General features: G+C 35.5%; 10 protein-coding genes. 3 read left to right on the top strand and 7 right to left on the bottom strand.

Annotated features, from left to right (window positions below; all coding sequences use genetic code 11):
• Positions 1-372 precede the first annotated feature (372 nt).
• Together tnpA and trhO are read right to left on the bottom strand one after the other, a co-directional pair.
• The gene (gene tnpA / locus ACODSB_RS15865; protein WP_488937757.1) at positions 373-804 is read right to left on the bottom strand and encodes an IS200/IS605 family transposase; all 432 of its coding nucleotides are present in this window, start codon (positions 802-804) and stop codon (positions 373-375) included.
• Between the two features lie 24 nt (positions 805-828).
• Entirely contained in the window at positions 829-2,187 is a 1,359-nt protein-coding gene (trhO, locus tag ACODSB_RS15860) for an oxygen-dependent tRNA uridine(34) hydroxylase TrhO (RefSeq protein ID WP_488937756.1), read from the bottom strand.
• A gap of 281 nt (positions 2,188-2,468) precedes the next feature.
• On the opposite strand from trhO, the gene ACODSB_RS15855 reads away from it, so the two are divergent.
• Genes ACODSB_RS15855 through ACODSB_RS15845 form a run of 3 tightly spaced genes read left to right on the top strand, consistent with a single transcriptional unit; the run spans position 2,469 to position 8,134 of the window.
• The gene (locus ACODSB_RS15855) at positions 2,469-3,623 is read left to right on the top strand and encodes an efflux RND transporter periplasmic adaptor subunit (RefSeq protein WP_165590698.1); all 1,155 of its coding nucleotides are present in this window, start codon (positions 2,469-2,471) and stop codon (positions 3,621-3,623) included.
• 3 nt (positions 3,624-3,626) lie between these two features.
• On the top strand, positions 3,627-6,773 hold the full coding sequence (locus tag ACODSB_RS15850; protein ID WP_488937755.1) for an efflux RND transporter permease subunit: 3,147 nt from the start codon (positions 3,627-3,629) through the stop codon (positions 6,771-6,773).
• Positions 6,770-8,134, top strand: coding sequence for an efflux transporter outer membrane subunit (locus tag ACODSB_RS15845; protein ID WP_488937754.1), 1,365 nt, complete (start codon positions 6,770-6,772; stop codon positions 8,132-8,134). Before ACODSB_RS15850 ends, ACODSB_RS15845 begins: the two co-directional genes overlap by 4 nt.
• A gap of 420 nt (positions 8,135-8,554) precedes the next feature.
• On the opposite strand, the gene ACODSB_RS15840 is transcribed toward ACODSB_RS15845, so the two are convergent.
• From ACODSB_RS15840 to ACODSB_RS15820, 5 genes are all read right to left on the bottom strand, one after another.
• Positions 8,555-8,965, bottom strand: a complete 411-nt coding sequence (locus ACODSB_RS15840; protein WP_053473127.1) for a BrxA/BrxB family bacilliredoxin — start codon at positions 8,963-8,965, stop codon at positions 8,555-8,557.
• 127 nt (positions 8,966-9,092) lie between these two features.
• Complete coding sequence (locus tag ACODSB_RS15835; RefSeq protein ID WP_053473128.1) at positions 9,093-9,524, bottom strand: ArsR/SmtB family transcription factor; 432 nt, start codon at positions 9,522-9,524, stop codon at positions 9,093-9,095.
• A 209-nt stretch (positions 9,525-9,733) separates the two neighbouring features.
• Complete coding sequence (locus ACODSB_RS15830) at positions 9,734-10,915, bottom strand: lycopene cyclase family protein (protein WP_488937753.1); 1,182 nt, start codon at positions 10,913-10,915, stop codon at positions 9,734-9,736.
• Positions 10,916-11,020: 105 nt separating this feature from the next.
• Positions 11,021-11,692 (bottom strand): hypothetical protein, encoded by a 672-nt coding sequence (locus ACODSB_RS15825; protein ID WP_488937752.1) that lies wholly within the window; start codon positions 11,690-11,692, stop codon positions 11,021-11,023.
• 74 nt (positions 11,693-11,766) lie between these two features.
• Entirely contained in the window at positions 11,767-12,228 is a 462-nt protein-coding gene (locus ACODSB_RS15820) for a thioredoxin family protein (protein ID WP_488937751.1), read from the bottom strand.
• Between the last annotated feature and the right edge of the window lie 359 nt (positions 12,229-12,587).

Below are 12,587 nucleotides of genomic sequence, written 5' to 3'. Positions count from 1 at the left end.
TTTACAAGACGTATTTTCGTTGTGGATACTCTTTGTGTTCCTGCGGTTGAAACCGTAGGCTATGTTTTTCTTTTGCATATGTTATTTCAATATAGCCCGTGGTTTCAACCATGGGAAACGTATTGTTACGTATTTTATACTCGTTAACAATTGAAATCGTTGGCAATGATTATAGCGTGGTATTATTTATCGTTTTCAAAACAACGGAAAGTTCAACTTTACAAGACGTATTTTCGTTGTGGATACTCTTTGTGTTCCTGCGGTTGAAACCGCAGGCTATGTTTTTCTTTTGCGTATGTTATTTCAATATAGCCCGTGGTTTCAACCATGGGAAACGTATTGTTGAGCCAAGTCGTTAAGCCAAGCAATCATTTATTTCCCTAACCCATGCAATTTTATAAATTCATCAAATTCATCTTGACCATTTTTCTTAAGATGATGTTGCTTTTGATTTTTAATGTAATTGTAAGCAGCATCTAACTGGGATTCGCTGACAGAGAATGCCGCAAAACCAGTTTGCCAAGCAAATTTTTCAAGGATAAATTCTCCTCTATTCATAAAATGAGAAGAACTTCCTTTAATTTGCTTAACAATGTCTGAAACAGTTTTTTGTGGATTTTGTAAAAATAAGATATGCACATGATCTGGCATTCCATTGATGATTCTAACGGGACATCCAAGTTCAGTCAGCTCTAGCCAAATAAAATCGTACAATGTTTTCTCAATTGAAAAATCAATTAATTCCTGACGATTCTTGGTTGCCCAAATTGCATGAGTCCATAATTTGGTATAGGATTGTGACATAAATAAATTAGCATAAAATTTCTGCTAATTTACAATTTTATACAATTTATCTGACAAACGAATGCGAAAAGGAACCTCAAAAGTAACCTTATCACCAACTTTAGCAGATTGGGTTTCAGCGCCATCAACAATAAACTTGTTTAAAATCAATTCTTGTTCACCGGTTGTTGGTCCAGTAATAAGGATTTTATCACCGCTGTTTAACTCTTGGTTCTCAATAGTAAATTGCCCCACTTGCGCTTTTACATAATAATGTTCTGCTTTTCCAAGAAGTACTTTTTTTACTTTTACTTTTTGACGAATATCGGCTGGTTTTTCGGCTGCTGCCAATGCAGTATTTGGTAACTCACCTGAATGCTTGAATTTTAAATTTTCAGATTTACCTTTTCTAAACACTTTGTTTCCAACTTGTTTTCCAGTTCTTAAACGAACCTGATCAACTAAAGGCATGTGAATAATTTCCAAACATTCTGTAGAACAGCAATTTTCCATTGCAGCTTTACATTCATCACATTGAATAAACAACAAATGACAACCGTCATTTTCGCAGTTTGTGTGATTGTCGCAAGGTTTTCCGCATTGGTGGCATTGTGAAATAATATCATCTGTAATTCTTTCACCAAGACGATTATCAAATACAAAGTTTTTCCCGATAAATTTGCTTTCTAAACCTTCCGCTTCAATTTGTTTGGCGTAATTAATGATTCCGCCTTCTAATTGAAACACATTTTTAAAACCTTGGTGTTTAAAATATGCACTTGCTTTTTCGCAGCGAATACCTCCGGTACAATACATTACCAGATTTTTATCTTCCTTATGGTTTTGAAGCTGTTCGTTGATTATTGGTAAGCTTTCTCTAAACGTTTCAACATCTGGAGTAATCGCATTTTTAAAATGTCCAACTTCGCTTTCGTAGTGATTTCTAAAATCAACTACAATAGTATTTGGATCATCAAGAATCTCGTTGAATTCTTTGGCTTTCAAGTGAACGCCAATATTAGTTACATCAAAAGTATCATCATTCAAACCGTCGGCAACGATTTTGTGACGCACTTTAATAGTCAATTTTAAAAACGAATGGTCATCATGTTCTACAGCTTCATTTAAACGAATGCCTTTCATGAAATCATAAACTTCAAGAGTTGCTCTAAAAGCCTCCAAATTTTCTTCAGGAATACTCATTTGAGCATTAATTCCTTCATTGGCAACATAAATTCGGCCTAAAGCATCAAGCTTATTCCAGGCTAAAAATAAATCATCGCGAAATTTTTTGGGATCTTCAATTTTGGCATACGCATAGAAAGACAACGTAAGACGTTGTTTACCCGCATCATCGATCATGATTGCTCTTTCTTCTGCGCTCAAAGTGTTGTACAGTTGCATGCTATAAACAGTTTTAAGTTAAGAATATATATCGAATTCTATTTTCTGAGTGAATTCGGGCGCAAAGGTAGGTTTTTCTTTTCGATTTCAAAAAACAATTAACTAACCCTATTTTAAACCATATATGTGATATAAGTTCATTTCATTTTTTGCATTTAGGAGGTAATCATTTCGAATTTGTATTTGCAACTTTATTGCGTTAGTAAAAAATAAACACTGCTTATCAATACGTTATAAAAATTTCACTAAATTTATAAGGCACAATTTTAACATTTATGATTATGAATGCTTTAAAACTACCCAAACCACTCTTCCCAATTCTTTTACTTTTAATAATTTTCATCTCTTGTAAAAAAGAAAAACCGAAAGCCCCTCCTCCTATGCAGGCGCCTTTTGTAACGGTCAAGAGTGAAGATGTTCCCATTTACAAAGATTTTGCCGGACAGACATTTGGAGATTTAGACATTGAATTAATCGCCAGAGTTGACGGAATTTTAACCGGAATTCATTTTAAAGAAGGTCAGCGTGTTAAAAAAGGGCAATTATTATACACCATTGACCCACTTGAATATGACACCAAAGTCGATCAGGTTAGAGGACAGGTTGCTGCTGCACAAAGTAATTTAGTGAATGCCGAAGAAGAATTAAAACGAATTCGGCCGCTTGCAGATATGAACGCCGTTAGTAAAAGAGAATTAGATGCGGCTGTAGCCAAAGAAAAAGCAGCCCGATCAAACTACACCAGTGTTCAGGCAAGTTTAAAAAATCAGCAGATAGAAAGAAGCTATGCCAATATCAAATCACCAATCGACGGCGTTATTGGTCTTTCAAATGCCCGATTAGGAGATTATATTACCAAAATTGGAAATGAGTCTAAATTAAACACCGTTTCAAAATTAGAAAAAGTCAGAGTTCAGTTTACTGTCAGCGAATCAAATTATCTGCAATATCAAAAACAAGTCAAAGACGGAGAACGAATTACCGATCTTCAACTTATACTTTCTGACGGAAGTACACATCCATACAAAGGAACTCTCAATTTCTCTGATACCAAAATAGACCCAACAACCGGAACCGTAACTATTGAAGCACAATTTCCAAATCCGGACGGAACTTTACGATCCGGACAATTTGCTAAAGTCCGCGTTTTACTCCGAACCCAAAAAGATGCGATTGTAGTTCCCCAAAAAGCCGTAACCGAAATTCAGGGATTATTCCAGGTTTCTATTATTGACGATAAAAATACCATTCAAACCCGAATGGTCGAAGTTGGACAGAAAATTGGAGTCGATTGGATTATTACTAAAGGTTTAAAACCCAACGAAAAAGTCGCTATTATTGGCAATCAGTTTATTCAGCCTGGATCAACAGTCGTTCCAGTTCCCTACGTAGCCGAGAAAGATAAAAAGCAGATTGCATCATCTCTAAACAACTAGGCTATGGATAATTTCTTTGTAAGACGACCAATCGTTGCAATCGTACTTTCCATATTTATAGTTCTTATTGGAGGACTTTCGATTCTGTCAACGCCCATTGCACAATATCCCGAAATTGCCCCGCCTCTCGTTCAGGTTTCTACGAGTTACCGCGGAGCCAATGCGCTAAATGTGGAGCAAGCCGTTGCAACACCTATCGAACAAAAAGTAAATGGTGTTGAAAATATGCTGTACATGCAGTCGACCAACACAGGTGATGGAAGTATGACGCTTTCGATAACTTTTGATATGGGAACAGATTTGGATAATGCAACAATGTTAACTCAAAACAGAGTTGCCGAAGCGACCAACAAACTCCCAAACGATGTAAAAACAACCGGAGTTACAACCAAAAAGTCATTATCAATGCCTATGCTGATTTTGTCTTTGTATTCTCCTAACAAAACTTTCGATAATAACTTTTTGACCAATTATGCGAGCATTAATCTTGTAGATGCGCTCGCTCGTATTAAAGGTGTTGGAGAAGTTACACTTTACGGAGGAAGTAATTATGCCATGCGAATTTGGGTCAAGCCCGATATCATGGCCAAATACAACTTAACAGTTCCCGATATTATAAGATCTATTCAGGAACAAAATGCCATTGCACCCGGAGGAAAATTTGGCGCTCCGCCAGCAACGCAAAATAACGAATTCACGTATAACGTAATGCTGAAAGATCGTTTGGTAAATCCAGAAGATTTCGAAAACATCATTTTAAAATCAAACATCAGCAATCAGCAGGTTCGGTTGAAAGATGTTGGAACAGTAACACTCGGAACCGAAAGTTATGCTTCGGTTGCCAAACTCAACGGAAATCCCGCAGGAACTATCGGAATTAAACAAATGCCCGGTTCGAATGCTCTTGAAGTTGCTGAAAACGTAAAAAATACGATTGAACAGCTCAGCAAAAGATTTCCTCAGGATTTAAAATATGCCGTTTCATTAGACACGACTTTAGCTATTTCTGAAGGAATCAACGAAATCATGCACACTTTGGTGGAAGCCATTATTCTGGTAATTCTGGTAGTTTTTATCTTTCTGCAAAACTGGCGTGCGACTTTAATTCCGCTTTTAACCGTTCCCGTTTCCTTGATTGGGGTATTTATGTTGTTTCCCTTACTTGGGTTTTCCATCAATGTACTTTCCCTTTTAGGATTAGTGCTCGCCATTGGGATTGTCGTCGACGATGCCATTGTGGTGGTTGAAGCCGTAATGCATCACATAGAACAGGGAATGTCTCCGCGAGAAGCCACAAACCAGGCAATGCGTGAAGTTTCGGGACCAGTAATTGCGATTGCGATTGTTTTAACTGCCGTATTTATTCCGGTTGCATTAACTCCGGGAATTACCGGAAGATTGTATCAGCAATTTGCTATTACAATTGCTATTTCCGTGATTTTCTCTGCATTAAGTGCTTTAACTTTAAGTCCGGCTTTATGTTCATTATTACTAAAACCTAATCAGGAAGCAAAAGGCTGGCTCGGGAAATTCTTCAAATGGTTTAATGTTAAGTTTGGAAATTTCACCAATAAATACACAGGGTTTTCAGGTTTCTTAATCAAGAAAACAGCCCGAAGTTTAATTTTTATCGGAATTGTAGTTGGAGCCATTATTCTTTTGGGAGGAAAAATTCCGGGCGGGTTCGTTCCCGAAGAAGATCAGGGTTATATGTTTGTCAATATTGAACTTCCCGGCGCTTCTTCTTTAGAAAGAACCAGTAAAGTAATTCAAAAAGTAGAACATATTTTATCTAAAAATCAAGGCGTTGAATATTATACTTCGGTTGCCGGATTCAGTTTAATCAAAAACTCGGTTGCCACCAATAACGGATTTTTCTTCGTTGCCTTGAAAGAATGGAAAGAACGTGAACAAGATGTTTTTCAGATTTTAAAAGAAGTCAACGGAAAAGTAGTTTTCGGAATTCCCGAAGCTACGGTCTTTGCTTTTGGGCCTCCGCCGATTACCGGAATTGGAAACGCCGCCGGATTCTCTATGATGCTTCAGGATAAAGAAGGAAACACACCACAATATCTTTTTCAAAATGCACGACTATTTATGGCCGAAGCTAAAAAAAGGCCTGAAATTGGAACGATTCGAACGACCTTCAATCCAAATGTTCCACAGATTAGTTTGGATATTGATCGGGAAAAGGTTTCAGAACTGAATCTTTCTTTATCCGATGTCAATCTTGCCATTGGTGCCAGTTTGGGAGGACAATATATAAACGAGTTCAATAAATTCGGACGACAGTATATTGTTTTACTTCAGGCAGATCCAAGTTTTACTGTAAATCCCGAAGATATTAATAAAATTTTCGTTCGAAGTCGGGATAACAAAATGATTCCAATTACGAGTATTGCGACCATTCGAAAAGAAAGCGGGCCCGAATTTACAACGCGTTTTAACTTGTATCGTGCCGCAGAAATTGGAGGAACGCCCGCACCCGGATTTACTTCGGCGGAAGCCATGAAAGCATTACAAGAAACCGCCACTAAAGTATTGCCTGCCGGAATGGGTTACGAATGGGCCAATATGAGTTATCAGGAAAAACAAGCCGAAGGAAAAGGAAATACGGTTTTTATCATGGCGCTGTTTTTCGTATTTTTAATTCTCGCTGCACAATACGAAAGCTGGAAATTACCTTTCAGCGTTTTACTTGGAACTCCTTTTGCCGTTTTTGGTGCATTTCTCGGATTATATCTCTGTAGATTATTAAGTCCCGATTATGTCAATAATGTTTTTGCGCAAATTGGACTCGTAATGCTGATTGGATTGGCTGCAAAAAATGCCATTCTGATTGTCGAATTTGCCAAAGAAGAATATGAAAAAGGAATGCCGGCAAAAGAAGCCGCATTGTACGCCGCCAAATTACGTTTCCGTCCAATTTTAATGACAGCTTTTGCTTTCATTTTGGGAGTTGTTCCGTTGTTAACTGCAAGCGGAGCCGGAGCACAAGCCAGAAAAGTAATGGGAATGACGGTTTTTAGCGGAATGTTGGTTGCTACCATTTTAGGTGTTTGTCTGATTCCGGTGTTATTTGTATTTATTGAAACATTCGGAAAGAAAAAACCGGAGGAAATCGATGAACCTAAAGACGAAGAAAAATGAAAAATCTAAAAATACTTTCAGCGTTATTTTTGATGGTTGTTTTTCCTTACGGATGTATGGTTGGACCAAAATACGTCAAACCCGAACAACCTCAGGCAGATACTTTTCGTTTTGGCGATCAAACCAGAGACACAACAAAATCTGTTACCACCATAAAATGGTCATCGATATTTAACGATGATGTCTTAATTGGCCTGATTGAAAAAGGAATTCAAAACAATTACGATCTTAAAATTGCTTTGGCACGTTTGGAACAGGCAAAAGTCAATCTCGGAATCGCAAAAGCTGATTTATTTCCTGCTTTTCAATATTCCGGTCAGGTAAATAGTGCCGAAACGTTTATGCAGCCTTCATCGGCTTTAGCCAATATGTCCTGGGAACTGGATTTTTGGGGAAAATATCGTCATCAAAATAAAGCTTTGCAAAACGAACTTTTAGCAACCGATGAAGCACGAAAAGTAGTCCTGTCGAATATTGTGAGCACTATTGCTATTTCTTATTTTGAATTGCGCGATTTTGATAACCAATTAGAAATTACGACACATACTTTAGAAACCAGACAAAAGGCGTACGATATTATTAACGAACGTTTTATAAGCGGTTACGTTGCCGAATTGGACAAAGTTCAAATTGAACAGCAGGTTGCAATTGCCGAAGCGAATATTCCGTTAATCAAAAGACAGATTACAGCTTTAGAAAATTCAATCTCTATCTTGGTAGGACAAGTTCCACAGCCAATTCAGCGTGGAAAAACGAATAGTGAATTGTTGATTTTAACAACTTTTCCAACTTCCGTTCCATCGGCTTTATTAGAAAACAGACCCGATGTAAAACGTCAGGAATATTTATACAAAGCAGCTTATGAAAGAATTGGTGTTGCGCAGGCATTACGTTATCCGTCGTTTAATATTGCTGCCGTTGCAGGTTTCACCAGCATTATGGTTGGAGATTTATTTAATGATGGTTCTTATATGCAGAATGTTGGCGCAGGCGTTACCGGCCCAATTTTCAACTTCGGAAAAAACAAACGCCGCGTTGATGTCAACCGACAAATTGCGGAAGAAGTAAAATTCAATTTCCAAAAAACGTATTTAACTGCTATTTCTGAAGTAGAAAACTCTCTTCAAAACGTAGCCATGTTCAAAGAAGAATGGACTGCCAGAAACCGACAGGTTGTTGCTGCACAGAAAAACTACGATCTTTCAAATGCGAGGTATTACAATGGTTATGTTTCGTATTTAGAAGTTCTGGATGCGCAGCGATCTTTGTTTGAAGCGCAATTAAGTCTTTCACAGTTAACCCAAAAACAATTAAGTTCAATGGTTCAATTGTATAAAGCCCTTGGCGGAGGATGGAATTGATTTTTTTGAGGTTAAAAGGTCCAGAGAGACAAAGTTTCAAAGTTTTTTTTTAAGTTGCTAAGATTTTGAGACGCTAAGATTCTAAGTTTTTTCTTTTATATCTAGTTATCATTCCGTAGGAATGTTTCATCGGTAGAAAAAAATGGCGATCGCCCATATTTTACATTCCGTAGGAACGTTTGATGTTATCAGATTATAAAAACGATACCAAAATCAAACGTCCCTACGGAACGTAAAACAATGATAACAATATAATTTTCTACCAACGAGATGTTCCTAGGGAACAAGGAAATATATAAATTTAAAAGAGGGGTGTTTCAAAATTGAAACACCCCTCTTTTAAATCTTTGTACCTATGTACCTTTTCTGCTTTGAGCCTAAACCTTAGAACCTCAGCAACTCAGAACCTTAGTCCCTTAATTAGCAGAATTCGTTAAACGCATCTTGCAGGTTCTCAGCAATCATTTCAGCTGGACGACCTTCGATGTGATGACGCTCTAACATGTGAACCAATTCTCCGTTTTTGAACAAAGCCATAGATGGCGATGATGGAGGAAAAGGAAACATATGTTGTCTTGCTGCATCAACCGCTTCTTTGTCAACACCAGCAAAAACTGTAATAAGGTGATCTGGTTTTTTAGCGCCTTCTAAACTCATTTTTGCTCCCGGACGTGCATTTCTTGCAGCGCATCCGCAAACAGAGTTCACAACAACTAAAGTGGTACCTTCAGCTTTGATAGCATTTTCAACAGCTTCGGCACTATGTAAATCTTGAAACCCAGCAGCTGTAAGTTCAGCCTGCATTGGTTTTACCATTTCTTCTGGATACATATTTTTATTCTTTTAAATTTTACTTTTGAACTGCAAAGTTACAAAGTTTACTCGCAACTACTTAATTTGAAGTATAAAGTTTTGTTATAGTTCGATATAAAATTCTAAGCCTTGTATTTTAGAATATTTAAACTGCTGCTTGTTTTACTTTTTTCTCAGGAAATTGATAATTATATTGTTTTAAATGTCTGTTTCTGCCTCGCATTTTACGTTTTGTCGTCAAAACCGTTTCCTTATCCTGTTCAGAAATCTCAATAGTTGAAAGATAATTACTTACAAATCTTTTAAGAACTTCTATATTATCAACTTCTATAGAATATATCGTTTTTTTACCTTCGTATTTTATCTCGACCAGATTTGCTTTTTTTAATTCAAGTAAATGTTTTGATATTGTGGATTGTGCCAAAGGAATTAAATCAACTATTTCACCGCAAGTTCTATTATCTTTTCTCCATAAAAGAGTCATAATTTGAATTCTTGTAGGATGCCCGAGTGCCTTGCAAATCTTTCCTATTGCTTCTGTTTCTATATCAAATTTTAAATTCTTTGTAGTTCCCATAATCCTCTTCAATTTTTCAAATACAAAATTAATTGGCAGGGCATCTTTTGAATCGCTTCAAAAAGTCATAAAAACAGAACAATAAGGTATTTTTTATGCGTTCACATCCCAGTTCTCAAAGTATGCACTACTTATTACGATAAAAAAAATTAGAATAAGATGGTCCGCAGATTTTACAGATTTAGACAGATGTACGCTGAGTTTTTATCTTAACTGAATAAAGCTCGAAACAATGCCTTTATAAAAGGCAATTTTGGACATTTTAAAATGACTTGAAGGTCTTCAAATAAATTGGTTTCTTCATCTAAGAATTTAAAAATCAAGTTTGGGGTTCCTTTTTTGAATAAAGAAGAAAAAATAAAATTTCCTAATTCATTGTGGCGATGCAGAATATCTAAAAGCAATAAATCATAAAACCAGAATCGGCTTTTTTTATGAAATGTTTTCATACTGAGTAATACTGTGGTTTCGGGAGAAGTATTATCAGAAAGAAATTTTACTAATTCTGAAGATCTTTTATCGGAATTTTTGAAAGTATAGCCTGTACTTGCTTTTGTCCATCCGCCAGCAGTGCCTATGTTTAAAACTCTTTTGGTGTTTTTCTTCCAAAATGGATAAGAAGTCATTGGAATACTTCCCTGCTCCTTTTCGATAATTTCAAATTGGTGTGTTCCGAGTTTCTGCAAATAAATTTGAATTTCATTTTCGTATTCTTCCGTAGGAAGCAGTTTCTCCGAAAACAAAGTATATTCAACCAAAGCTTCGTTTTTAGAAGTTGGCAAAACATACATAAATCTTGTATTCCCTTTTTGTTCCACCGAAAAATCCATGAAAGTAACTTCTTCAGGATTGAAAACTTCTGATTCTGATTTTACAAACCAACCCACAAAATGCTGCTGTAAAACCGGATATTTCGGTTGACTTTCGGCGAAAGCCTTTGTATAAATACTGTTGAATAAATAATTACACGTATATCTGTTTTGTTCTGTACCAACAAAAACATGCGTTTCGAGTTCGTTTATGTCGGTTACTTTTTCATTTACAAAAGTAATATTCGGTTGATTTGAAATAACATCGAAAACGAAATTATAAAAATCTAATCCATTGATTTTATCATAGGTATAGGGTTTTAATTGAAGATCTCGTTTAAAGTTTTCATTGGCAAATAAAGCCAAATCCCATTTTTTAGAAATAATTGGATTCCAAATTGAATCTTCTTTTTCCCAAAAACACCAGGTTCTGTCATTTGTTTTCTTCGAATCCTGATCTAAGAGCAAAATTGATTTATCAGAGAATTTTCCAGATAAAACCATTTTATAAACTGTCATTAAAGACGCCAGTCCGGTTCCTGTAAAAATGTAATCGAAGTGTTTAATTTGCGAAGAATTCATTCTCAAAAATAAGAAAATTTATTCTTTCAGTTTTTCTAAAAGAAGGTTAAAATCCTTTGAAGCAGATAAAAAATCCAACCTCAAAGGATTTAAAACATTTATTCTTTAGTTTTTACTTTCTTTTAGCATATCAATATCTTTCTGCTGTTGTTCAAGTAATTTTTGTTGATTAAGGATCTGATTTTTTTGATCTATTAAAGCTTTATTTTGTTCAATCAAATACAAAGTAAGTTCTTCAACCTTTTTCATTAAAGTTTTATTCATTTCTCCTAATTCCAATCCATTATCGCTTACTTCTTGAGCAGTTGGAACTTCTGGAAGATGTTTGTTTGCTTTTACATATTTTTCTAAATTTTCTAACGATGTAATTTTATAATCTTCTTCAAAAACATAATCCGGCCAATTTGTTATTTCAACTTTTACTTCTTTTGAACGAATATTTCCATTTACAGAAAGTTTATCTGCTGGAGTACTTGTACCAATTCCAACATTTCCTCCATTAAAATAACTAACACCATTACTGCTTAATAGATTTTTAAAAACTCCATTATAATGCATTGCAAATTGCTGCTCTGACCAATAACTCGTATCTGTTGGATAAGTACTGCCAAATATTTTAATACCACCATTACTACCTGAATCTGTTGCCTTTAATGTTAACTTAGCGATTGGTGAAGTTGTTCCAATTCCTATATTTCCTGATTCCTGCCAAAGATTACCTTGCCCAAATGAATTTAAAGTACCAAACAGAATGATTATTGAAAAAAAATGTTTCATAGTTTTAAAAAGTTTTGTTTTTATTTTTGGCAATAAAGAAACAAAATTTAACCTTTTAAGTCCTACTTTTTCTGTTAATATAATTTTTCTAAAAGAAGGTTAAAATCCTTTCGACTTAAATAATTGCTGTACTGCAGTATAATCTCGTTTTTCTCATTCAAAACACACAAAACCGGATAGGTAATTTGATTATTAATTGTTCCAAGCTGTAAAGCCAGTTCATGAACACCCACATTATTTCCTGAAGGTTTGTATTTAAATATCTGATTATTAAAAGTAATATCTCGTTTTTCTTCGGCATTCAAATCAATAAAATAGAAATTGGAGTTTAGTTTCTCGATAATTTCCTGGTTTTTAAAAGTTGTAGTTTTCATTCGCTGGCAAAACTGGCACCAATCGGTATGGATGAAAACGATGATTTTTCGTTTTTGAATTTGTTGCAAGCTATCTACTTCTTCAAAAGTGTTGCTTTTTAACTGGCAGAATCCTGTTGAAGTTATTCCGAAGAAGAAGATTAGGAAAAATAGCTTTTTCATTTTGTTGTTTTTTAGCCCACAGATTTTACAGATTATTATGTCTTTTCGTACCATTAAACTGGACTGAAGTCCAGCTCTACAATATGAATCGAGCCTATGGTTCTTTAAGTTCCAGCGGAACGAACTATGTTGTAGGGCTGGACTTCATAACGACGATATAAAAAATCTCACAAAATATATATATATATTTCGCACCAACTAAACTGGACTGAAGTCCAGCTTTACAATATGAATCGAGCCTATGGTTCTTTAAGTTCCAACGGAACGAACTATGTTGTAGGGCTGGACTTCAGTCCAGTTTAATCATGAATTTACATTATTTCAATTTATATTGTTATGTAATTCTGTAGCTCGTAAAT

This window comes from Flavobacterium sp. FG68, assembly GCF_057808895.1.
This window is presented reverse-complemented; position numbering and strand designations above follow the sequence as displayed.